This is a genomic window from Streptomyces bacillaris, assembly GCF_003268675.1.
Classification (GTDB): domain Bacteria; phylum Actinomycetota; class Actinomycetes; order Streptomycetales; family Streptomycetaceae; genus Streptomyces; species Streptomyces bacillaris.
This window is the reverse complement of sequence record NZ_CP029378.1, coordinates 2,740,876-2,762,964: the sequence shown is the minus strand read 5'-3', so window position 1 is coordinate 2,762,964 and position 22,089 is coordinate 2,740,876. Positions and strand designations below refer to the sequence as shown.

The following is a 22,089-nucleotide window of genomic DNA, read 5'->3' as shown; positions in this document are numbered from 1 at the left end:
CCTTGCCCGGCCGGTTCCCCCCATCGCCCTCGGCACCGGCGTGCCGGAACAAGGGCCGCAAGCTGCCGGGTGCGGACGGCCCCGTGCGCCGGTTCCTGGTGGCCGACACCGTCGCGGACGGGATGCTCGCGGTGGCCGCCGGATGCGCGGTGGCGGACCTGATCGTGAGCTGATCCGCTCGCTCCCTACTCCGCCCCCAGTACGTTGGCGAGGAAGCGGGCCTCGTTGCGGCCGAGCCGGGTCGCGATGACCGCGTTGCCGCCCGTGATGCGGCCGATGACGGCGACCTTCGCCAGGAGGCGGTTCTCGCCCTGGACGATGGCCAGGGCGTTGGTGGGCGGCGGGCGGTCGGTCACCGTCCCGGTCAGCTCGGCGAACTTCTCGGCGTCCGCGTCCTGGAACTCCACCCGTACCGCCCACCCCTCCTGCGCCTCGTCCTCGAAGGCGGTCACCCGCACGAACCGGGTCACCGTCAGGCCGGGCGCGGTGGAGACGACCACGCACTCCTCCCGGTCGTCCGAGGTGAAGCCCCGCCCCGGGGGCACGGCGGGCCGTGACGGGGCGAGCGGGTCGGCGGCCTCACCCGGAGCGGGGCAGACGCCGGGCTGCTCGCTCTCCACCTCCAGGAACCGCACCGGCGCGTCCGGGGCGCCCGCCGCCCCCGTACCGCCACCCCCGCCCCACGGCTGCCAGATCAGCACGCCCGCCACCAGCAGCGCGGCCCCGGCCGACGCGGCGACGGACCACCACCGCCGCGAACCCCTCGGGGTCGCCCCGTGGTCCGTCGGAGCGGCCAGGCGTGCGGTGGCGGGCGGGGAGCCGACGGGCCGGGTCGGTTCGTCCGGTCCGGCGCGGTCCGGTGTGGCCGGGAGTTCCGCGGAGGCGTCGACGCGGCGGATCGCGTGGCGCAGGGCGTCGGTGCGCTCGGCCCGGTGCCGTTCGACGGCGTCGGTCCAGCGGGCGTCCAGCAGCCCCCCGCCGCCCCGCGCCGCCGGGCTGCCGCCGAGGTGGTCGGCGCAGTGGGCGATGACCTCGGCCGGGGTGGGGCGGGAGCGCGGGTCGGGGTCGAGGCAGGGCAGGACCAGGGGGTCCAGCTCCGCCGGGAGGCCGGTGGTGTCGATGTCCCCGGTGGCCGCGCGTACGAGCAGTTCCATCGCCGAGATGTGCTCGATGTCCCGGTAGGGCGGTCGGCCCACCGCCAGATAGAACAGGGTCGCCCCCACGGAGAACATGTCCGACGCCTCGGTCGTGGGCTCCCCTCGCGCCTGCTCCGGCGAGGCGTAGGCGACGGTGCCGAGCGCCGACTGCGTACGGGTGAGGTCGTGCGCCTGCGAGATGCCGAAGTCGATCAGGCGGGGCCCCTCGACGGGCAGGAGCACGTTCGAGGGCTTCACATCCCGGTGCACGAGCCCCGCCGCATGCAGCGAGGCGACCGCCTCCGCCATCCCGGCGCCCACCCAGTGCAGGGCGTCCACCCCCAGCGTGCCGCACTCCTCGACCAGGTCCTTCAGCGAGGGCGCGGGCACGTACTCCTGGGCCATCCACGGCACTTGGGCCTCCGGGTCGGCGTCCACGACGCTCGCCGTGTAGACCCCGCGCACCCGCCGCGCGCACTCGACCTCACGGACGAACCGCCTGCGGTCGTCCGCCCCGTCCGTGAGCAACGTCTTCAGCGCGACCGTACGCCCCGCCGGCGACCGCGCCAGATGCACCCGCCCCATGCCCCCGCTCGCCAGCTCCGCGAGCACCGTGAACTGCCCGACCCGCTCCCCGGGCCGCACCGCCCCCGCCCCAGCCCACCCCATAACCCGCCCGCCCCGTCTCCTCGCACTCCCACCCAGGCCACTCAGCATCGTCACCCATGGCACCCGAACCCACCACGCTTTTCCCCGAGTTGAGGCCACCAGCGCCCGGATCGCGGATCGCGGATCGGCGGGCGAACCGGGCGGGTGGTGTGGACCGAGGCGCCCGCGCCCGACGACGGCACGGTGGCCGTAACGTTTCCCCGGCCGGGCCCGGGCGCTGTGAGAGGCTGACTTTCATGAACCGGCTGGCTGGTGTGACCTCGCCATATCTGCTTCAGCATGCTGAGAACCCCGTCGACTGGTGGCCCTGGTCGCCGGAGGCGTCCATGCCGCCTCACTCATGCTCGAGCCCCCGGGGCGTCTGCGTACGCCTGCTCAGTCCCGAAGCCTTGCGCTATGGGAAAGGGAAAACTCGACGCGACGTGAGCAAGGCAGACGGTGCGAATGTAGCCGCGCAGTAGCTTTTTCGTGGCCCCGCCGTGAGGCCGGGAGCTGGTCTGGGTCGTGATCCTTGCGCATCACAAGACAGAAGCATGCGGGTGCGAGCCATAAAACGTGGAAGACGAACGACTTTCCGTTCCTTAACTTTCCCCAAGATTGACCGCGATGGGGAAAGGTGCGGTGGCCTTCACTGTGCCCGTGAACATTTCGCCGTCCCGGTAAGCCTTGGTGGCGGGGTCGAGGACGTACGTGTAGACGATCGGGACACCGGTGGCGGCCTGCTCAACCCGCCAGTAGAAGGGGATGCCTGCCTTGGCGTACTGGTCGACCTTCACGATCCGGTCCGTGGTCTCCGAGCCGGGCGACACGACCTCCACTACCAGGAGCACGTGCTCCGGGCGGGTAGGCGTGACGTCGATGGTTTCTGCCCGGTAGACGATGACGTCCGGGCGGCGGTTCGTGAGCGGCACGTCCTGCAGGCGGACGTCGAAGTCCGTGTCGGCATTCCAGTCCGGGCCTGCGGCGGCGTCCAGGGCGTTGGCCAGGATGCGGGCCAGCCGGTTGTGGCGCTTGGAGGCGCTCGGGCTCACGACGACCATCCCGTCCACGATCTCGATGCCGGCGCACTGCTCCTCGGACCAGGAGTCGTACTGCTCCGCGCTGATCTGCATGTGCATCCACGCGGGCGCCACCATCTCGGCGGTCATGGTGTACCTCCTTCGAGGAGCCTCAGCAGTCCCGGTGCTGCTGGAGCCAGCCTACTGTCCGCCGATGCCACGCCGCCCGGTATCGGCAACCCTCACTCCCCCCACCTGCCCCTTCACACCCCGTCCCGTGGCGCGCGGGTGTCGTGGGGACGGGTGCGCGAGGATTGGGGCCATGGCCAACCGACTTACGCAGACCACCTCCCCGTACCTGCTCCAGCACGCCGACAACCCCGTCGACTGGTGGCCGTGGTCGCCCGACGCGTTCGAGGAAGCCAGAAGGCGGAACGTTCCGATCCTGCTCAGCGTCGGGTACGCCTCGTGCCACTGGTGTCACGTCATGGCGCACGAATCCTTCGAGGACGACGACACCGCCGCCTACCTGAACGAGCACTTCGTCTCCGTCAAGGTGGACCGCGAGGAGCGGCCCGACGTCGATGCCGTCTACATGGAGGCCGTGCAGGCGGCCACCGGGCAGGGTGGGTGGCCGATGACCGTGTTTCTTACGCCGGATGCCGAACCCTTCTACTTCGGGACCTACTTCCCGCCCGAGCCCCGGCACGGCTCGCCCTCCTTCCGGCAGGTGCTCGAAGGGGTGAGTGCCGCGTGGACCGATCGGCGGGAGGAGGTGGCCGAGGTGGCCGGGCGGATCGTCGCGGATCTGGCCGGGCGGTCGCTGGCCCATGGCGGGGACGGGGTGCCGGGGGAGTCGGAGGTGGCGCAGGCGCTGCTCGGGCTGACGCGGGAGTACGACGAGCAGTACGGCGGGTTCGGGGGAGCGCCCAAGTTCCCGCCGTCCATGGCCGTGGAGTTCCTGCTGCGGCACTACTCCCGTACGGGGGCCGAGGGGGCCCTTCAGATGGCCGCCGACACCTGTTCGGCGATGGCCCGCGGCGGGATCTACGACCAGCTCGGCGGTGGGTTCGCGCGGTACTCCGTGGACCGGGAGTGGGTGGTCCCGCACTTCGAGAAGATGCTGTACGACAACGCGCTGCTCTGCCGGGTGTACGCCCATCTCTGGCGTACCACCGGGTCCGAGGAGGCCCGTCGCATCGCCCTGGAGACCGCCGACTTCATGGTCCGGGAGCTGCGTACCGCCGAGGGCGGCTTCGCCTCCGCGCTCGATGCCGACAGTGAGGATCAGGAAGGAAAGCACGTCGAGGGTGCTTTCTACGTGTGGACTCCCGCGCAACTGCGTGCGGTGCTCGGTGAGGAGGACGGGGCCTTCGCCGCCGCGTACTTCGGGGTGACCGAGGAGGGCACCTTCGAGGAGGGCGCTTCCGTGCTCCAGCTGGCGGGGGACGCCGGACCTGTGGACGCGGGACGCGTCGCCGACGTACGGGCACGGCTTCTGGCGGCCCGTGAGGAGCGGCCGCGGCCGGGGCGGGACGACAAGGTGGTCGCCGCCTGGAACGGGCTCGCCATCGCCGCGCTCGCCGAGACCGGCGCCTACTTCGACCGGCCCGATCTGGTCGAGCGCGCCACCGAGGCCGCCGATCTGCTGGTCCGGGTCCACCTGGGCGAGGTCGCCCGGCTGACCCGTACCTCCCGGGACGGGCGCGCGGGAGACAACGCGGGCGTGCTGGAGGACTACGGCGATGTGGCCGAGGGGTTCCTCGCGCTGGCCGCTGTGACAGGTGAGGGCGCCTGGCTGGAGTTCGCCGGGTTCCTGCTCGACGTCGTGCTGGAGCAGTTCACCGGCGAGGGCGGGCAGCTCTACGACACCGCCCATGAGGCGGAGCAGTTGATCCGGCGGCCGCAGGACCCGACCGACAGCGCCACCCCGGCCGGGTGGACGGCGGCGGCGGGTGCGCTGCTCTCGTACGCCGCCCACACCGGGTCCGAGGCTCATCGCGCTGCCGCGGAAGGTGCGCTCGGCGTCGTCAAGGCGCTCGCGCCGCGTGCGCCCCGGTTCATCGGGTGGGGGCTCGCCGTGGCCGAAGCGCTGCTGGACGGGCCCCGTGAGGTGGCCGTCGCCGGGCCCGTCGGCGGTGAGCTGCACCGTACGGCGTTGCTCGGCCGGGCCCCGGGTGCGGTCGTCGCCGCGGGGGAGGGGCCGGGCGCGGCGGCCGAGTTCCCGCTGCTGGTGGACCGGCCGCTGGTGGGCGGGGAGCCGACCGCGTACGTCTGCCGGCACTTCGTCTGTGACGTGCCGACCACCGATGCGGGGGAGTTGGCTGTGAAGCTCGGCGGGTGAGGGACGGGGGGATGAGCAAGGGGCCGGTCGTCGCCAGAGACCGGCCCCTTTCCCGGACCCGTACGGACTTCCCCGTACGGACTATCCGTGCTGGTACGCCACCAGCGAGATGCCCACGTAGTGCGCCACGAACGCCGCCAGCGTCAGCGAGTGGAAGACCTCGTGGAAGCCGAACCAGCGCGGCGACGGGTTCGGCCGCTTGATCCCGTAGATCACCCCGCCCGCGCTGTAGAGCAGCCCGCCCACGACGACCAGCACCAGCACCGCGATGCCGCCCGTCCGCATGAAGTCCGGCAGGAAGAACACCGCCGCCCAGCCCATCGCGATGTAGCACGGGGTGTAGAGCCAGCGCGGGGCGCCGACCCAGAAGACCCGGAACGCGATGCCCGCCGCCGCAGCCGCCCAGACCGCCCAGAGCAGCGGCCGTCCGGTGGATTCGGGCAGAAGGAGCAGGGTCAGCGGGGTATAGGTCCCCGCGATGATCAGGAAGATGTTGGCGTGGTCCAGCCGGCGCAGCACCGCCTCGCCGCGCGGGCCCCAGGTGCCTCGGTGGTAGACCGCGCTCACGCCGAAGAGCAGGCAGGCCGTCGCCACATAGATCGCGCAGGCTATCCGGCCCTCGACGCTGTCGGTCAGGGCGATCAGGGTGATCCCGGCGATCAGTACGGCGGGAAACATTCCGGCGTGCAGCCAGCCGCGCAGGCGGGGTTTGACAGGGACGGGGTCGAGGACGACAGGTCCTTTCGTCGCCTCGGTCGGGCCGGTGGTCGCGGCGGCAGCAGCGGCGTCAGTCATACCCGCATGTTACCTACGCAACCGTAGGTAACGAATATGAGTGGCAATGCTCACGTGTGAGGCCCCCTGGACAGATGGGCGAAACGGTCGGATGATCAAATGAGTGCGGTCGGCACCGGATGAGCGCCAGGGGATCGAAGGGTACGAAGCATCCGGGTCGCAGCCCCCACGGGGCACCTGACAACACACACCCTCTCCAAGGAGCGATCGTGGCGCGCGACATCGCGGCTCCCCTCACTGTCCCCACCCACCACCAGGAGCTGATCTCCTGGGTCGACGAGATCGCAGCCATCACCCAGCCGGACCAGGTGGTCTGGTGCGACGGCTCCGAGGCCGAGTACGAGCGCCTGTGCGGGGAGCTCGTCGCCAAGGGCACGTTCACCAAGCTGGACGAGATCAAGCGGCCGAACTCGTACTACGCCGCGTCCGACCCGAGCGATGTCGCCCGCGTCGAGGACCGTACGTTCATCTGCTCCAAGGAGGAGAAGGACGCGGGTCCGACCAATCACTGGAAGGACCCCGCCGAGATGCGGGAGATCTTCACGGGGGAGAACGGCATCTTCCGTGGGTCCATGCGCGGCCGCACCATGTACGTCGTGCCCTTCTGTATGGGCCCCGTCGGCTCCCCGCTCTCCGCCATCGGCGTCGAGATCACCGACTCGGCGTACGTCGCCGTCGCCATGCGCACCATGACCCGCATGGGCCAGGCGGTCCTGGACGAGCTGGGCACCGACGGCTTCTTCGTGAAGGCCGTCCACACCCTGGGCGCGCCCCTGGAGGAGGGCCAGGAGGACGTCCCGTGGCCCTGCAACACCACCAAGTACATCTCGCACTTCCCCGAGGACCGCGAGATCTGGTCGTACGGCTCCGGCTACGGCGGCAACGCCCTGCTCGGCAAGAAGTGCTACGCCCTGCGCATCGCCTCCGTCATGGCCCGCGACGAGGGCTGGCTCGCCGAGCACATGCTCATCCTGAAGCTCACCCCGCCGCGCGGTGAGTCGAAGTACGTGGCCGCCGCCTTCCCGTCCGCCTGCGGCAAGACCAACCTGGCCATGCTGGAGCCGACCATCCCCGGCTGGACCGTGGAGACCATCGGGGACGACATCGCCTGGATGCGGTTCGGTGAGGACGGCCGCCTCTACGCGATCAACCCCGAGGCCGGCTTCTTCGGTGTCGCGCCCGGCACCGGCGAGCACACCAACGCCAACGCCATGAAGACCATGTGGGGCAACTCCGTCTTCACCAACGTCGCGCTCACGGACGACGGCGACGTCTGGTGGGAGGGCATGACCGAGGAGACGCCCGCCCACCTCACGGACTGGAAGGGCAACGACTGGACCCCCGAGTCCGGCACGCCCGCCGCCCACCCCAACGCCCGCTTCACCGTCCCCGCCGGGCAGTGCCCGATCATCGCGCCCGAGTGGGAGGACCCCAAGGGCGTCCCGATCTCGGCCATCCTCTTCGGTGGCCGCCGTGCCTCCGCCGTACCGCTGGTCACCGAGTCCTTCGACTGGCAGCACGGCGTCTTCCTCGGAGCCAACGTCGCCTCCGAGAAGACGGCGGCCGCCGAGGGCAAGGTCGGTGAGCTGCGCCGCGACCCGTTCGCCATGCTGCCGTTCTGCGGCTACAACATGGGCGACTACATGAACCACTGGGTCAAGGTCGGCGCCGACAAGGACCAGGCCAAGCTGCCGAAGATCTACTACGTGAACTGGTTCCGCAAGAACGACGCGGGCAAGTTCGTGTGGCCCGGCTTCGGTGAGAACAGCCGCGTCCTGAAGTGGATCGTGGAGCGCCTGGAGGGCAAGGCCGAGGGCGTCGAGACCCCGATCGGCATCCTGCCGGCCAAGGGCGCGCTGGACACCGAGGGCCTGGACCTCTCCGAGGCCGACCTCGACTTCCTGCTCACGGTCGACAAGGAGGTCTGGCGCGAGGAGGCCGCCCTGGTCCCCGAGCACCTCAACACCTTCGGCGACCACACGCCCAAGGAGCTGTGGGACGAGCACCGCAAGCTCGTGGAGCGCCTGGGCTGAGGCCCGGACCGGAGCGCCCGGACCGGAGCGTCTGGGCTGGAGTGCCTGGGCCGAGGCCCGGGCGCCTGGGACTCCGGTCTCCGGAGTCCCGCCCTCTGAGCCCCGCGGCCGGGTCCATCGGACATCCGCCCTGACCTGTGGGTACGACGACCCGCCGCGGAACGGGGACTGTCGGAGACGACAGCCCCTCAGGGAGTCCCCGACCAAGGACGCCCTGCCGGTCCCCGGAACCCCCTCAGGTTCCGGGGACCGTCCCCGTTCCGTACGTGTTCTCCGCGCCCCGGTCCTCCAGATAGCGGGTGTGCGTCTGCTGGCGGATCTCCTCCGCCTCCCGCAACCCCGCCACCAGCTCCTCGACCTCCCCGTGCAGCAGGGCGAGTTGGCGCATCAGCTGCTCCTCGGGGTCCTGCCGGCCCGGGGCGATCCGGGTCCACCATCGAGTCCGTACGTAGGTGTCCACGGACTCCGGGAGGTCCCGGTGCACCGCACGGACCAGTACGTGGATGCCTTCCGGGTCCTGCGCCAGCGCCTCGGAGACCCAGCCCGGAGTCAGGAGTCCGTCCAGCAACTCCCGTAGCGAGTCGAGCCGTTCGGTGGCGGCCGGTGGCAGGTCCACCTGCGTCAGATACTCCCGGAGGGTGGTGAAGTCCTTGCGCAGCCCGTCCAGCCGGGAGGTGGGGTCGGGGAATCGCGGTGCCGGTGGGCGGGTCGGCGGTGCGATCAGCGCGCCCGCCCCGTACAGCCCGGCGACCACCACCGGCCAGTACGCGCCTGCCAACCCGGTGAAGGTGAGGGCGAGTCCGCCGAGGGCGCAGGCGCTGCCGGTGAGGTTCTTCGCGGATTCGAGGTAGGCGAGCGCCCGGTCCGTCCGGTTCGCCTGGCCCGCCCGGCTTCCCGCGGTGGCCTTCGTCGGTCTACTGGTAGCCACGGATCTCCTCGAACGCCCCCTCCAGCGAACCGGGTCCGTGCTCCTTCGTGCCGTCGAAGAGCCGGCCACCGGTCAGGGCGGCGATCCGGTCCAGCTCCGAGCGGTCGGAGTCCCCGAAGACGACCGGGAAGACCGGGGTGATCTGCCGGGCGGGCGGCAGGGACCGGTAGAACGAGGTGAAGTCGGCCGCCGACCGGCCCGCCGTGTTCTCGCCGTCCGTCATCAGCACGATGGAGGTGAACGCCGAGTCGGTGTCCGGGCCGAGATGGTCGTACGCGGCGGCCAGCGACGAGTAGATCGCCGTGTTCCCCTCCGCCGTCAGCGCGGCCGTGTCCGCCCGGATCGCGGCGGGTCCGGCCGCCGGGTCCGCCGGATCGACCGTGTGGGTACGGACCCGCTTCACCGCCGACCCGAACGGCAGCAGGGTGACCTCCTCGCGCTGCCGGAAGTCGCCGGTCAGACCGGTCAGTGCGGACTTGAGCTGCTCCAGTCGCTTCCCCTTCATCGACCCCGAGGTGTCCAGGACGTACACCGTGCGCGAGGGGCGCCGGAGCTGGTGCTCGTAGGCGGAGAGCAGCCCGTCCGCGACCGATCGCGAGCCGGGGAAGGGGAGTTCGCGGCGGGGCTCGGGGGAGAGCGGCTCGGCGGGGCGCGCGGAGGCCACGACCGGGCGGCGCAGGGTCCGCTCGGTGATCTCGCGCTGGACGGCGGGGGAGCGGAAGTGCTCGGTCAGGGCCCGTACCGCGTCCTTGGCCTCGGGGGTGGCGTCGGTGAGCGTGGAGAGCGGGTAGTCGGCGGTCACGACGCCGTCGCGGGGGCGGATGACGGTCAGGTCGGTGCCGGTGCGGGTGTCCCTGCCGGTGCGGCTTTCGGTGTCGGCGTCGGCCGGGGTCTCGGCGGGGTCGGTGCTGGTACCGGCGCCGGTGTCCCGGGCGAGGGAGAGCAGCACCGACTCGTAGTTGATCAGCGCGTCCACGGTGGAGCGCCGGGTGTACGCGGTGGCCAGCCAGCCCGAGGAGCCGGAGGTCAGCCGCTGCCCCGCGAAGAACTCCTTCAGCTTGGGGGTCGCCGTGCGGACATCCGCGTCGGTCAGCGCCGCCTGCGCGCCCGACAGTCCGGAGGCCACCGAAATGAGCGCGGAGAAGCCGGAGTTGGAGCGCTTGGGGTCGGTCATCCCATACGTGAGCTTCCCGTCCGCCACCGCCCGGTGGACCTGGGCCCAGCTGACCCGCTCCGGGTCCCAGCCGAGCCGCCGCACCGTCGCGGGCCGTACGCCCAGGGCGACCGGCGAGGTCATCAGCGGGGTCTCGGAGGTGACGCGGCGGGCGGCCTCCGGGTTCAGCCGCAGATAGTCGTTGGACGACAGCCACACCGCGTCGAACGCCCCGTCCGCCTTCCCCGAGGCCAGCCGCTCTACGGCGTCCAGGGTGCCCGTCCAGGTGGGCCGCACGGTGATCCCGGTCGCCTTGCGTGCCTCCTCCAACAGGGGCTCCATGTCCGCGAGTTCGCTGGAGGCGAGGACCCGGACAGTGCCGGAGCGCGGCCGCCCGTCATCGGCGGGCTCCGGAGCCGGGCCTGCCGGGTCCGGCGTACAGGCGGCGAGCGGGAGGAGGACGGCGAGGGCCGCGGTGAAGGCGAGCAGGGGCGCGAAGGCGCGGCGCGGGGGCCTGCGGGGCGCGTCGGTGCGGGAGGACTGATGGTTGCGGTCCTGCGAGGACCGGTTCGTGCGCGTCCACGAGAGGCGGCGCATGTGTCCCTGGGGGAGATGGCTCATGCGAGGCCGCCGTCCAACGGGCCGGACGCACGCCCCCGCTCCAACCGGGCGCTCGCCTCCTGGAGTTCGGCGGTGAGCGCCTCAACGGTGGCGGCCATGGACTCCGTCGCCCGCACCTTGTACGTGTCGATGGCGTCCAGCGTCCGGTAGATCTGGTGGAACGCCGTACGCAGCGTCTCCGCGCCCACCGCCGGGTCGGCCGCGATGCGCTGGATCTCGCCGCTCTGGGTGGCCAGCATCTCCGCGTTGCCCCGGATCAGCTCCTCCGTGGTGGAACGCAGCACCTGCACCTGCTCGGTGACCCGCCGCTGGTTCTCCAGCGCCGAGGCGAGCATCACCGCGATGCGCAGCGCCGAGACCGTGGTGGTCGCGGCCCGGTCGACGCCCTTGATCAGCTCGTCGTTGTTGCGCCGTACGACGTCCATTGCCAGGTATCCCTGCGCGCAGACGGCCAGTTGGGTCAGCAGGTCCTGGTGCTTCTGCCGGACCGAGAAGAGGACGTCGGCACGGAGCGCGTCCGCCTGTACGGGGTCGGTGAGCTCGGTCTCCGCGATGCGGCGGGCCACGACCTCGTCGAGGGCCTCGGTGAGGACCGCGTACTCCTGGAGTTTGCCCATCGACTCCCAGAGCCGGGTGCGTTCGGTGTGCAACGCGGCGTTGTCGCGTCGCAGTTCGTCCTGGCCGCTGCGGAGGGAGCCGACAATCCGGTTCAAGGTGCCTTGCGCCGAGGCGTACTTGGCCACGTGGTCGCGGAACCGGTTCGCGCCGGGCAGCCGGGACAGCAGCCGCCGGGCGCCGCGTACCGGGGTGTCGCCCGGGTCGAGATCCTGGACCGTGCGCCGCAGTTCGACCAGCGAGGCCCCGACCCGGGCGGGCGCGTCGCCCTCACCGGAGGCCAGCGAGCGGACGGTGCGGTCCAGCATCCGGTTGGACTGCTGGGCGGCGCTGCGGATGTCGCCCTGCCCGAGCGCGGCGATCTCGCCGATCCGGGAGGTGAACTCCGGTGACCGGGCGTCGAGTCCGGCGAGCGACCCCACGTACTCCTCCGCCCGCCGCACCATCTCCTCCCGCACCGCGCCCTCCACCGGGACGAGCCCGGCGGCCTGCTCGGCCCGGACGGGGGCGACGGGCTCGGGCGGGGTGAGCACGAGCGGCGCGGCCGGCGGGTCCAGGGACCCGACGCCGTGGGGCCTCGCGTCCTGCGGCCCGCCTGCCTCCCGCGGGGCGCCTGCTTCCTGCGGTCTCGCGTAGGGGGTTCTGGGGTCCTGGGGCATGGGTCACGTCTCCTGGGCTGCGGGTGCCTCGGGGCACGCGGGGGATGGGGAAGCCGGGTGGGGTGCGGCGGTGGCGGGCGGGGCCGGTACGGCCGGCCGGGGCGCCGTGGCCGTCGGGGCTTGCGCGGGCGCGGCGGCGCGAGGGGCCGGAAGCATCGGGCCGGGTGTGGCGGTACGGGGTGCCGGGAGCGCCCGGCCCGGCGGGGCCGTGGCCCCGGGCCCCGGCCTCCGTACGGCGGCAGCCCGGCGCATCAGCCGCGGGCCCGTTCGGCCATCGTGCGCAGCACCTCGGCGGTGGGCACGGGTGCCTGGCGTACGCCGGTCAGCTGCTGGTCGATGTAGTCGGTGTGGGCCGCGGTGGCGGCGGTGAACTCGGCCGCCGCGCCCTGCGGGCGGAAGCCGTGGCGTACGGCCAGCTCCCGCAACCGCGGGTCGGTGGAGAGCAGTTCGCCCAGTTGTCGGCCCGCCGCCGTCAGGGGGACCAGGGTGTGGTCGCTGGAGACCGTGGTGTCCGGGTAGAGCACGACGAGGTCCCCGATCTCCTGCCGTTTGCTGTGGGTCAGGAGGGAGGCCACCTGCGACTCGTAGACCAGCACCAGCGGGTTGCCGACCCCGCTGATGAAGTCCCGGAACGGGGCGTCGCTGCTGGTCTGCTGGGCCCCCTGCACCTGGACCAGCTTCCGCATGAGCACCGCCGTACGGTCCACGGCCGCGCGGTCCGCCGCGACCCGGCCGCCGTCGGCGACGTACGAGGCGGCGGCGAGGTAGAGGGCGCCGGAGTTGGACGAGACGGGGTCGGTGCTCGTGATGAAGAGCGTGCCGCTCAACTCGGCGTGCCCGGAGGCCCCTTCGAGCTGCTGCCAGGTCCGGTCCGCCTCGGCCGCCTTGAGGTAGGGGCCCATGAGCAGCGTGCCCCGGGTGGCGAAGCTGGAGGTGCCGTCGGTCTTCAGCCGGGCGAGGCCGTTGGCGGCGAGGACCTCGGCCGCGTTGCGGTGGGCCACGACGACGAGCGGTGAGTAGAAGGGCCGCAGCGGACCGCCCTCGACGGCGGACCTGCGGCGCAGCTCGTCGGCCGGCGCCTTGGAGCTGGGGAAGGCGAAGTCCTGTCCTTCCAGGGAGAGTTGATCCATGGCCCAGGAGCCGGATGTCTCGGCCTTGACGGTGATGCCCCGGGCGGCGAGGGCCTTCACCGTGTCGGGGTCGGCGAAGAACTCGGCCTTCTCCGACCCGATCACTCCACGCACGGTCGTCGCTGCCGTGCCACTGCTGCCGTCGCCGTCTCTGTCACGGCCTGCCACGACGGCCGCCGCCACGCCGCCGATCAGCAGGACCGCCAGGACGATTCCCACGATGCGTCTCACGTACGCAGCGTGCGCCCGGAAGCCCACATTCCTGGCCGAGTTGGGTGGACGGGAGATGAAGCGGCTATCCCAGTACGCAACGGAGGGGCGGGAAGGACCCTCGGGAGGTTGCGGCCGGAGAGGCGATGACATCTCCATCATGACAGGTCAGAGGGGGTTTTCGTAGGACGGACGGCACAGGCTCCATGCCTTGTTCGGCCACCTCGGCGGCGCCCAGAATCTCCGCCATGGACATCACGGGGACAGTTGATCAGGACGACATCACGCGGGCGCGGACCATCCTTCTCGCATCGGGTCGCCGCACGCCGTACGAGGAAGTCGACGCCTACCGGGTGCTCGCCCGGGTCGGCCCCACCGCCTATCTGCCCCGCCTGGTCCGGGCACTGCACGACCTGAGCCACGAACGGGGCCATGGCTCCGGCAGGTGCGGCTGCCCCGGGTCCGGGTACCGTGAACGGCCTGCGGCACGCCTCGCGTTGCTGGAGGAAGCGGTGGCCGCGGCGCGGGCCGTCGACCCGGCCGAACCTGGACGTGCGGAACTCCTCTACCAGGCACTCGACTTCTGCCAGAGGAATCTGTACGCCATGGGCAGGCGCGCCGAAGGGCTGGCCCTGCGCGCCGAGATGCTGGCTATCGGCCGTGCGCAGGCCGCGGCGGACGGTGGTCCGGTGAGCCAGGGGGTGAGGGAGTGGGCCGCCGGCCTCTCCGAGGAAGGCCGTTGTGCCGAAGCAGCGGAACTGCTCGGTGAGTTGGTCGCCGTGAGGCTGCCGGACGGGCCCGGTGAGGGCACTCTCGCCTGGCTGCTCCTGGAGTGGATCGGCGCTCTCCATGACGCGGGCCGCGCGGATGAGGCACTTGCCGCGTTCGAGGGGCTCGTCACCATGGAAGCGGCCGAGGCCGCGGCCGACCGGGGGCCGGTGGTCTGCCACGCCCACGCGCTGATCGGGTACGCGCGGATGCTCGACACCTGGGGCAGGGGTGAGCCGGCAGCCGCCGTACGCAAGGAGGCGCGGGCCGTGCTGACGGAGCTGGCCACCACCGGTGAGCGCCGGTCGTGGAGCGGCTATCAGACGTCGTTCTGGGTGGTTCTGTTGTCCCTCTCGGGCGCGGACAGCGAGCGCCCGGCGTCCGGTGGGCGTCCCGCGCCAGGTGAGCGCCCGGCGTCCGGCGGGCCGCGTCCGGCGCTGGGAGTGCAACCTCGGAACTGGTCCCCGGACGTCGGGCAGCGCTATTTCGACAGCCGTACAGCCCTGCGGGAAGAGGTCGACGCGCTCGCCGCACGGGCGGCCGAGGACCCGGACGGACCGTGCGCCGAACAGGTCCGGCTGCATCGCGTCCTCACCGTACGCTCAGCCGTCCACGCGGAGTCCCTCACCCATCTGTTCGCGGAGCGGACGCGGCACCTGTTCGACGAGGGGGTGGACCTGGCCCGAGGCCTGGCCCGGCACCGCTCGGCCGAGGGAAGGAGGGCCCTGGCCGACGTCCTGATGGACCGGTCGGCCTTTCGCCTGGCGGCCCGGGAGTTCGGCCCGGCACTGGACGACCTCCGCGAGGCCTCGGGGCTGCTGGGGGACGCGGGCTGATCCGGCCGGAGGGCGGAACACGGAGCACGGAGGGTGGAGAACCGAGACCAGGCAACGGAGCCCGAATATCGGGGCCAGACAACGGAGGCGAGGCAACCGGGACCAGGGAACGGGGCCAGGCAACCGTAAACGTGGCGCCCGGTCCGCGCGCCCTGCCGGCACGCGGACCGGGGCCGTCAGTGGGCGCCGACAAGCTGCCCGGAGGCGGCGGTGTCGGCGGGGGCCGAGGCGAGGGCCTCGGTGTGGGCGTCCATCCGCTGCGCGGAGAGGATGGCCGCGGTCGTGTCGGCGCGGGACGCCGCCACCACCAGCGCGCGGCCCGCCAGGGCGTGGGCGCGGCGGTGCAGGGCCACCGGGGCGGCGTCGGTCAGGGCGGCGTGCCGGGCGGGCGGAGCGCCGCGCAGCCGCGCCACCTGCTCGGCGATGCGGTCGCCCGCCGCGCCGAGGCCCAGTTCGTCGGTGACCGCGAGGAGGGCGGCGAGGTGCCCGGCCAGCTGGATGTCCAGCTCCTCCTCGCGGCTGCGGTGCGGAAAGTCCGCGTCGTCGGCCGGGCTGTGGACCGAGGGGGTGCGGATCGGCTCGTACATGGATGGCCTCCCGGTGATGCTGGATATCCATCCTACATTGGATCGAGTCTAAGTTTACGCTCGATCTGAAATCCGGTCCGGCATCCGGCCCTCCGTCCTTGAGGTGTCTGCCCTACGGCTGCCCGTAACCGTCCAGGAACGAGCCGATCCGGGTCACGGCGTCCCGCAGCTCCTCCGTCGCGGGCAGCGTCACGATGCGGAAGTGATCGGGCTCCGGCCAGTTGAACCCGGTCCCCTGCACGACCATGATCTTCTCGGCCCGCAGCAGGTCCAGCACCATCTGCCGGTCGTCCTTGATCTTGTAGACCTTCGGGTCGAGCCGGGGGAAGAGGTACAGGGCCCCCTTCGGCTTCACGCAGGTCACCCCGGGGATCGAGGTCAGCAGGTCGTACGCCACGTCCCGCTGCTCCAGGATCCGGCCGCCCGGCAGCACCAGGTCCTCGATCGACTGCCGGCCGCCGAGCGCGGTGGCCACCGCGTGCTGGGAGGGCATGTTGGCGCAGAGCCGCATGTTGGCCAGGATCGTCAGCCCCTCGATGTACGAGGTGGCGTGCGCCTTCGGGCCGCAGACCGCCAGCCAGCCGGAGCGGTATCCGGCCACCCGGTAGTTCTTCGAGAGCCCGTTGAACGTCAGCACCATCAGATCGGGGGCCAGCGCCGCCGTCGGGGTGTGGGTGGCACCGTCGTACAGGATCCGGTCGTAGATCTCGTCGGAGCAGACGATCAGGTTGTGGCGGCGGGCGATCTCGGTGAGACCGCGCAGCATCTCGTCGTCGTACACCGCGCCGGTCGGGTTGTTCGGGTTGATGATCACCAGGGCCTTGGTGCGGTCGGTGATCTTCCGCTCGATGTCCGCCAGGTCCGGCATCCAGTCGGCCTGCTCGTCGCACCGGTAGTGCACCGCCGTCCCGCCCGCCAGCGCGACCGAGGCCGTCCACAGGGGGTAGTCCGGAGCCGGTACGAGGACCTCGTCACCGTCGTCGAGCAGGGCCTGCATCGACATCTGGATCAGCTCGGAGACGCCGTTGCCCAGGTAGATGTCCTCGACGTCGAGGTCGATCCCCTTGGTCTGGTAGTGCTGCACCACCGCGCGCCGCGCCGACAGCAGCCCCTTCGCGTCCCCGTAACCGTGCGCGCCCGAGAGGTTCCGGAGGATGTCCTCGAGGATCTCCGGCGGGCACTCGAACCCGAACGCGGCCGGGTTGCCCGTGTTGAGCTTGAGGATGCGCTGACCGGCCGCTTCGAGCCGCATCGCCTCCTCCAGCACGGGGCCCCGGATCTCGTAGCAGACGTTGGCGAGCTTGGTGGACTGGATGACCTGCATGTCCGCGAGCTTACGGCCGCGTTTCGCGCGGTGCGCGGAGATTGCGCCGTTCTCGGGACCCCGGCCCCGCCCGCCGCCGCGCTCCGACTTCCAACGCCAAGGCCGCCCCGGCCCCGGACCGTGGGAAGGACCGGTGAGGGCGGCGCCGCGGCTTGGAATGGGGCGTGAGCGGCCCGCGCGGGTGAGATGCGCCACGCGGGCGGTGACACAGCGCCCTGCCGACGGTGGAGACGGGCGAAGGGGGGCGTGTCCGTACGTCCGGTCCGCCGGTACGCGCCTACGCCGGCAGCTCGGCACCCTCCGGTACGCGGATGCCGAAGTCGTCCCGGAGCACCCGCACCACCTCGTCACGGCCCGACAGCAGCCGCTCCTTGACCGTGCCGTCCTCGGCCCGCTCGACCAGGTCCAGCCCGGCGAGCGCCAGGTGGGAGGCGTCGGGCAGGGTGCGCCGCACGTAGACCGCCTGCTGGAACGGTGAGCGCGGGCTCGTCGCCACGTACCAGTTGATCATCTCGAAGTCCGGGGACTCGAACGGCTCCAGCGTGAACGTGTACTGCGGCTCCCAGCTCCCGCCCTGCTCCGCCAGCAGCTCCCACATCTCCAGCGGCCCGTCGTGCGCCACGGTGACGAGCCGGTGGCGGCGTGGGGCGTCGTGCAGCTCCGCGCCCGGCACCAGCTCGATCGGCTCCAGGAGCGCGCCGACGTCCCCGAACCCGACATCGGCGATGTACGGGGTCGCCGCGCCCGGCACGTCCACCCGCAGCAGTATGTGGCTGCGCGGGCGGATGTCGCCGGGCGCGGCGCCCAGGACCACCCGGGCGGCCAGGAACGTCACCGTGAAGCCGAGCTGGCGCAGGGCGGTGGCGAGGACGGTGTTGTGCTCGTAGCAGTAACCGCCCCGCCCGCCGCGGACGAGCTTGGCCTCCAGGTCGGCCAGGTCCAGCGAGGGCGCCGATCCGAGCACCGCGTCCAGGTTCTCGAACGGGATGCCCAGGGCGTGCGCGCGGTGCAGGGACCGCAGCACCTCCACCGTGGGCCGGGGCTCCCCGGACCAGCCGATCCTGGCGAAATAGGCGTCGAGGTCGAGTGTCATACCCCGACCGTACGCAGCCGGGGCCGGGCCACGTCTCAGGCTCACCGGACCCGTGCCGCGTGCCGCCGACGGCCCACCGGGCACGCCCCGTCGGCGCCGGTCCCGAGCCCAGCGGCCCTGGTGGCGCGGACTGTGCCGACGCCGGGCTGAGCCTCGCCGGGCCCGTCCTGCCGACCCGTCGGCGCCGGTCAGAGGCCGGTCACCGAGCCCGCCGCCGCTTCCAGCAGGGCCGTCTCCACGCCCTGTTCCCGGGCCGTACGGAGCAGAGCCGCGTCCCCGGCCTCCACCACGGCCGGGCTAGTCGTGTCCTCGGGCGCCGCCGGGTCGCCGTACGCCGCCGTCGACGGGGCCATCGCCGTGAGCCAGCCGGCCACCAGCCCGCCGAACTCCTTCCGGTCGATCCCCGCCCCCTCCACCAGCGCGAACGCGTGCCGGGCCCCCGCGAACATGGCGGTCATCGCGCTCAGCAGCGCCACGTCGTAGAGCGCGGCCAGCCCGAAGTCCTCACCCACGTAACGGGTCTCCGCCGGTACGCCGAGCACCTCGCGGTGCTGGTCGAAGAGGGCGCGCGGCCCGCTGTAGAGGATGTAGCCGCCCGCCTCGGGCGCACCGATCATCGGCGGTACGGCCATGATCCCGCCGTCCAGGAATCGGGCGCCGCGCCCCGCCGCCCAGGCTGCCCGGGCGCGGGACTCGGCCGGGGTGGAGGTGGTGAGGTCGACCAGGTCCTTGCCGGTCAGGCCGGCGTCGGCCAGCGCCTCCCGGACCGAGGCGTCGTCGAGCAGACAGGTGACGACGAGCGGGCTCGCGGCCACCGCCTCGGCCGCGCTGTCCGCCACCCGCGCGCCCCGGAGGGCGAGTTCGGCGCTGCGGCCGGGGCTGCGGTTCCAGACGGTGAGGGGGTGCCCGGCGGCGAGCCAGGTACGGGCGAGCGCGGCGCCCATGGCGCCGAGGCCGAGCAGGGTGAGCGGGGTGGGGGAGGCCGGTGCGGTCGGTGCTGATGCGTTGTCGGACATGCGGATTAGGCTGGTCGAAGGGCTGGGACCGCTCAAGTACGCACTTGCGAGTGGGTGGTTACCCGGTGGTGAGTGACCAGGCGGGGGGAGGGTGTCGCGATGAGGGCGGTACGGAGGCCGGGGGCGTATGTCTGCGGGATCGACGCCGCGATGGATGTGATCGGCGGCAAGTGGAAGGTGCTCATCCTGTGGGCCCTGGCCGAAAGGACTTACCGCTTCGGTGAATTGCGCCGGGCCGTCCCCGGCGTGACCGAGAAGGTGCTCACCGCGCACCTCAAGGAGCTGGAGGACGACGGCATCGTGCACCGAGAGGAGTACGCCGAAGTGCCGCCGAGGGTGGAGTACTCGCTCACCCCGCGAGGCGTCGCACTGAACACGGCGCTGGGGCCGCTGGGGGACTGGGGGCGCGAGCACGTGTATCCGGGAGGTGGGGGCGGGGGCGCGGCCGAGAGCGGGGGCGCGGCTGGAGACGGTCGCCCGTGATGGCGAGGCACCCAGGAAGGCGTACGTATGCCGAACACCATTCTCATGTCGGCGCGTGATCGAGGATGACGGTTGTGCCCTGTGCTTCCCTCTGCTCACCGCAGCCGGGACCCGCCAGCCCCTCGACGCAGCCCGCGCCGACCGGCTCCCGCGCGCTGTACGCACTTGCGCTGCGCACCAGACTCCGCAGAAGGCGAGTGCCTCTGCCGCTAGACCCTCCTCCTGTTCCTGGCTCCAGGAACAGGAGGAGGCGATCTCATCGTGACCAAGGAGCTGCTGGGGCACGCCCAGATTGGCGTAACCGCCGACGTCGAGGGCGAGGATCCTGACGACCCACCCGCCACAGGCATCGTCCGCTGACGTTGCCGTCATTGTTGCCGCTGAGGTTGAACGGGTGGGGTGACATAGGGCGTTGGCGGTGCTACATCCTCGTCATGAGGTATGCGGATGGTGGCGGGCTGACCGCTGCGGGGCGGGCGAAGCGTGAAGCGGTGCGCTTTGAGGCCGCGGAGATGTTCGGGCAGGGGGTGCGGCCGCCGGAGGTGGCCCGCAGGTTACGGGTGTCGCGGGAGTCGGCCTACGCCTGGCACACCGCCTGGCGCCAGGGCGGGAGCGCGGCCCTGGCCTCCAAGGGGCCGGCGGCTTTCCGTGCCGACTCGACGATGCCCAGGCAGAACAGCTGCAGGCCGAGCTGGAGGCGGGACCGGCGGCGCACGGCTGGCTGGAGGACCAGCGGTGGACCCTGGCGAGGGTCGCGGAACTGATCCACCGCCTGTTCGGGCACCGGTACACCCCGCGCGGGGTGTCGTATCTGCTGCACCGGCTGGGCTGGTCACCGCAGGTCCCCGCGCACCGGGCGGTCGAGCGGAACGAAGAGGCCGTCGCCGCGTGGCGGACGGAGCAGTGGTCACGGGTAAGAGGACGGCCCAGCTCCTGGGCGCGTGGATAGTCTTCGAGGACGAGGCCGGGCAGGACCCGAAACCCGGCAAAGGCCGGACCTGGTCACGGCGCGGGCGGACGCCGGTGGTCAGAGTCACGGGCAAGGGGTCCGGCCGGGTCCTGATGGCCGGGATGATCTGCGTCAGACCGGGGCGTGAGACCCGTCTGATCTACCGGACGCAGACATACCGGGGCCGAACCGGCGAGAAGAAGGGCTTCCGGGCCCGCGAGTTCGCGGACCTGCTGGCCTCTGCCCGCCGGCAACTCGGTGATGCCCCGCTGATCGTGGTGTGGGACAACGCCAGCACCCACCACGCCAAGGCGGTGCGGGAGTTCTGCGAACGCAACAGCGACTGGCTGACCATCATCAAGCTCCCGCCCTACGCACCCGACCTCAACCCTGTCGAAGGCGTGTGGGCCCACCTGAAGAAGTCCCTGACCAACCTCGCACCCCGCACGATCGACGAGCTGACCCCGATCCTGAAGAACCGCCTACGCGCCATCCAACGCCGACCGCAAATCCTCAACGGCTTCATAGCCGAGACAGGACTCGGACTGGAGCCCCCGTAGCCCCGGCACCCCGCCCTTTCAACCTCAGCGGCAACTACTGCCGTCAGACACCGCGGAGGCCCCACCGGAAAGCAATCCGGTGGGGCCTCCGCGTTTCGCAGAGAAACGCGACTCTATGTTCCCATCACGTCACGAGGAGAGATATCAGGAAACAGTGGCGATGGCGATCACGTCATCAACGCTCATGCCCGTCTCAATGCTCCCGCCGAAGCTATACCCATCATCACAGAACACCAGGTCAATATCTGCGGGCACCAAGCCTCGGAACCAGAGCGCAAACCTAGCGGCCAAACCAAGGGGGGAATCGAGGTAAATGCAAGTTCCGTCCACATGGGAGTAGCCCTCAAGCTCCTGGCTATCCTCTGCGTAAGACCAAACCACATCCCTGGACTCCTGTGATCCTTGGTGTTCACGGATCACAGCGGTCGGCCAGTCGCGCTCCAATGCCGCGATCAGATCCGAGCGTCGAACCCCACGACTCTGGTCTTCAAAGACGGCTAGGTACGTCACTGACCTGCTCCTTTCCTATGGACTCAAGACGACAGAGCCTGGTACCCCATGCTGTTGCATCAGGCCCCTAAAGTATGGCACGGCCCCCGACTCGTTGGTGATGACGCGCAATCCCGTCAATGGATTTCCAGGATCGTTGATCACCGCCGCGTACCGTGAGAATTCATCGCCCATCTTGGCATCGATTTTTGCCTGGATAAATACTGGGACCTTCCCGCCCGGCACAAAGGGACTCCGCCCCGGATTGCCAACATACTTGGCATCCAGAAGTTCGGAAGTGTTGATATCGAGACCGTCAGCCCAAACTTGTGTACCGCCACCCGTGGCATGATATTCGGTCGAACCAACCTGCCTAATCTGGTAGGCCTGATTCGCGCCGCTACCCTTCGGAGCCCCAGTTTTCAACGACAACGCATAAGACGTCGGGCAGCCCGTATTGGTGTTGTGCACCAGGACCGGAGTAGCCCCCGCCAGCACATAGTACGTGTGCGTGCTGAGGTGCTGTCATCTGCGTTTTCGCAGGTCAGCGGAATTCGGCCAGTCCGTGGGTGTGCGTGGAAGTGCCGTGCTGTGCGCCCCTGTTGCCGTCGGCGTTGCCGTCAGACGGCTACGCGCGTGAGGGCGGTGGAGTGGGCTTTGGCCGGTGTCCTGCCCGGGTTGGGGTCGGGCATA

At 71.3% G+C, this 22,089-nt stretch carries 17 protein-coding genes and 2 pseudogenes; 6 read left to right on the top strand and 13 right to left on the bottom strand.

Features of this window, described 5'->3' with window-relative positions:
* Window positions 1-185 precede the first annotated feature (185 nt).
* Window positions 186-1,805, bottom strand: a complete 1,620-nt coding sequence (locus DJ476_RS11390) for a protein kinase domain-containing protein (protein WP_162638678.1) — start codon at window positions 1,803-1,805, stop codon at window positions 186-188.
* Between the two features lie 236 nt (window positions 1,806-2,041).
* Here DJ476_RS11390 and DJ476_RS36035 point away from each other — a divergent pair.
* A pseudogene (locus DJ476_RS36035) lies at window positions 2,042-2,128 on the top strand (DUF255 domain-containing protein); the annotation flags it as partial.
* 258 nt (window positions 2,129-2,386) lie between these two features.
* Here DJ476_RS36035 and DJ476_RS11380 read toward each other — a convergent pair.
* Window positions 2,387-2,953: a Uma2 family endonuclease gene (locus tag DJ476_RS11380; RefSeq protein ID WP_103416588.1), complete on the bottom strand. Its 567-nt coding sequence runs from the start codon at window positions 2,951-2,953 to the stop codon at window positions 2,387-2,389.
* A gap of 172 nt (window positions 2,954-3,125) precedes the next feature.
* Here DJ476_RS11380 and DJ476_RS11375 point away from each other — a divergent pair, with 172 nt between their 5' ends.
* Window positions 3,126-5,147, top strand: a complete 2,022-nt coding sequence (locus DJ476_RS11375; RefSeq protein ID WP_112490438.1) for a thioredoxin domain-containing protein — start codon at window positions 3,126-3,128, stop codon at window positions 5,145-5,147.
* Window positions 5,148-5,228: 81 nt separating this feature from the next.
* Here DJ476_RS11375 and trhA read toward each other — a convergent pair whose 3' ends face one another.
* Window positions 5,229-5,942 carry a PAQR family membrane homeostasis protein TrhA gene (gene trhA, locus DJ476_RS11370; protein ID WP_029394747.1) on the bottom strand — a complete coding sequence of 238 codons (714 nt, stop codon included), beginning with the start codon at window positions 5,940-5,942 and terminating at the stop codon, window positions 5,229-5,231.
* A gap of 209 nt (window positions 5,943-6,151) precedes the next feature.
* Between trhA and DJ476_RS11365 the strand changes: the two genes are divergently transcribed.
* Window positions 6,152-7,975, top strand: coding sequence for a phosphoenolpyruvate carboxykinase (GTP) (locus tag DJ476_RS11365; RefSeq protein WP_053559605.1), 1,824 nt, complete (start codon window positions 6,152-6,154; stop codon window positions 7,973-7,975).
* A 235-nt stretch (window positions 7,976-8,210) separates the two neighbouring features.
* Here the strand turns inward: DJ476_RS11365 and DJ476_RS11360 are convergent, their stop codons facing one another.
* From DJ476_RS11360 to DJ476_RS11345, 4 genes are all read right to left on the bottom strand, one after another.
* Window positions 8,211-8,903, bottom strand: coding sequence for a hypothetical protein (locus tag DJ476_RS11360; protein WP_103416586.1), 693 nt, complete (start codon window positions 8,901-8,903; stop codon window positions 8,211-8,213).
* Complete coding sequence (locus DJ476_RS11355; protein WP_318294577.1) at window positions 8,890-10,677, bottom strand: vWA domain-containing protein; 1,788 nt, start codon at window positions 10,675-10,677, stop codon at window positions 8,890-8,892. The genes DJ476_RS11360 and DJ476_RS11355 overlap by 14 nt, the downstream gene beginning before the upstream one ends.
* Window positions 10,674-11,951: a toxic anion resistance protein gene (locus DJ476_RS11350; RefSeq protein WP_112490437.1), complete on the bottom strand. Its 1,278-nt coding sequence runs from the start codon at window positions 11,949-11,951 to the stop codon at window positions 10,674-10,676. The genes DJ476_RS11355 and DJ476_RS11350 overlap by 4 nt, the downstream gene beginning before the upstream one ends.
* A gap of 251 nt (window positions 11,952-12,202) precedes the next feature.
* Window positions 12,203-13,339, bottom strand: a complete 1,137-nt coding sequence (locus DJ476_RS11345; protein WP_208853489.1) for a hypothetical protein — start codon at window positions 13,337-13,339, stop codon at window positions 12,203-12,205.
* Between the two features lie 200 nt (window positions 13,340-13,539).
* Here DJ476_RS11345 and DJ476_RS11340 point away from each other — a divergent pair, with 200 nt between their 5' ends.
* The gene (locus DJ476_RS11340) at window positions 13,540-14,895 is read left to right on the top strand and encodes a hypothetical protein (RefSeq protein WP_112490436.1); all 1,356 of its coding nucleotides are present in this window, start codon (window positions 13,540-13,542) and stop codon (window positions 14,893-14,895) included.
* A 176-nt stretch (window positions 14,896-15,071) separates the two neighbouring features.
* Here DJ476_RS11340 and DJ476_RS11335 read toward each other — a convergent pair whose 3' ends face one another.
* The 4 genes from DJ476_RS11335 to DJ476_RS11320 form a co-directional block, all read right to left on the bottom strand.
* Window positions 15,072-15,482: an SCO4983 family protein gene (locus DJ476_RS11335; RefSeq protein ID WP_112490435.1), complete on the bottom strand. Its 411-nt coding sequence runs from the start codon at window positions 15,480-15,482 to the stop codon at window positions 15,072-15,074.
* A 112-nt stretch (window positions 15,483-15,594) separates the two neighbouring features.
* Window positions 15,595-16,806, bottom strand: a complete 1,212-nt coding sequence (locus DJ476_RS11330) for a pyridoxal phosphate-dependent aminotransferase (protein ID WP_103416583.1) — start codon at window positions 16,804-16,806, stop codon at window positions 15,595-15,597.
* A 277-nt stretch (window positions 16,807-17,083) separates the two neighbouring features.
* On the bottom strand, window positions 17,084-17,899 hold the full coding sequence (locus DJ476_RS11325) for an arylamine N-acetyltransferase family protein (RefSeq protein WP_103416582.1): 816 nt from the start codon (window positions 17,897-17,899) through the stop codon (window positions 17,084-17,086).
* A 188-nt stretch (window positions 17,900-18,087) separates the two neighbouring features.
* Window positions 18,088-18,915, bottom strand: coding sequence for an NAD(P)-dependent oxidoreductase (locus tag DJ476_RS11320; RefSeq protein ID WP_112490434.1), 828 nt, complete (start codon window positions 18,913-18,915; stop codon window positions 18,088-18,090).
* 99 nt (window positions 18,916-19,014) lie between these two features.
* Here DJ476_RS11320 and DJ476_RS11315 point away from each other — a divergent pair, with 99 nt between their 5' ends.
* Together DJ476_RS11315 and DJ476_RS36240 are read left to right on the top strand one after the other, a co-directional pair.
* Window positions 19,015-19,398, top strand: a complete 384-nt coding sequence (locus DJ476_RS11315) for a winged helix-turn-helix transcriptional regulator (RefSeq protein ID WP_112490433.1) — start codon at window positions 19,015-19,017, stop codon at window positions 19,396-19,398.
* Between the two features lie 434 nt (window positions 19,399-19,832).
* A pseudogene (locus DJ476_RS36240) lies at window positions 19,833-20,907 on the top strand (IS630 family transposase).
* Between the two features lie 144 nt (window positions 20,908-21,051).
* On the opposite strand, the gene DJ476_RS34435 reads toward DJ476_RS36240, so the two are convergent.
* Both DJ476_RS34435 and DJ476_RS34430 read right to left on the bottom strand, forming a co-directional pair.
* Entirely contained in the window at window positions 21,052-21,417 is a 366-nt protein-coding gene (locus DJ476_RS34435; RefSeq protein WP_162638674.1) for a hypothetical protein, read from the bottom strand.
* Between the two features lie 15 nt (window positions 21,418-21,432).
* Entirely contained in the window at window positions 21,433-21,867 is a 435-nt protein-coding gene (locus tag DJ476_RS34430) for a restriction endonuclease fold toxin-2 domain-containing protein (RefSeq protein ID WP_162638672.1), read from the bottom strand.
* Window positions 21,868-22,089 lie beyond the last annotated feature (222 nt).

Excerpts from the sequence above, each read along its gene's own strand:
- DJ476_RS11315 (WP_112490433.1), top strand. The coding sequence starts at position 19,015 with ATGAGGGCGGTACGGAGGCCGGGGGCGTATGTCTGCGGGATCGACGCC.
- DJ476_RS11380 (WP_103416588.1), bottom strand. The coding sequence starts at position 2,953 with ATGACCGCCGAGATGGTGGCGCCCGCGTGGATGCACATGCAGATCAGC.
- DJ476_RS11320 (WP_112490434.1), bottom strand. The coding sequence starts at position 18,915 with ATGTCCGACAACGCATCAGCACCGACCGCACCGGCCTCCCCCACCCCG.
- trhA (WP_029394747.1), bottom strand. The coding sequence starts at position 5,942 with ATGACTGACGCCGCTGCTGCCGCCGCGACCACCGGCCCGACCGAGGCG.
- DJ476_RS11350 (WP_112490437.1), bottom strand. The coding sequence starts at position 11,951 with ATGCCCCAGGACCCCAGAACCCCCTACGCGAGACCGCAGGAAGCAGGC.
- DJ476_RS11335 (WP_112490435.1), bottom strand. The coding sequence starts at position 15,482 with ATGTACGAGCCGATCCGCACCCCCTCGGTCCACAGCCCGGCCGACGAC.
- DJ476_RS11375 (WP_112490438.1), top strand. The coding sequence starts at position 3,126 with ATGGCCAACCGACTTACGCAGACCACCTCCCCGTACCTGCTCCAGCAC.
- DJ476_RS11325 (WP_103416582.1), bottom strand. The coding sequence starts at position 17,899 with ATGACACTCGACCTCGACGCCTATTTCGCCAGGATCGGCTGGTCCGGG.
- DJ476_RS11330 (WP_103416583.1), bottom strand. The coding sequence starts at position 16,806 with ATGCAGGTCATCCAGTCCACCAAGCTCGCCAACGTCTGCTACGAGATC.
- DJ476_RS11340 (WP_112490436.1), top strand. The coding sequence starts at position 13,540 with ATGGACATCACGGGGACAGTTGATCAGGACGACATCACGCGGGCGCGG.
- DJ476_RS11355 (WP_318294577.1), bottom strand. The coding sequence starts at position 10,677 with ATGAGCCATCTCCCCCAGGGACACATGCGCCGCCTCTCGTGGACGCGC.
- DJ476_RS11390 (WP_162638678.1), bottom strand. The coding sequence starts at position 1,805 with ATGGGGTGGGCTGGGGCGGGGGCGGTGCGGCCCGGGGAGCGGGTCGGG.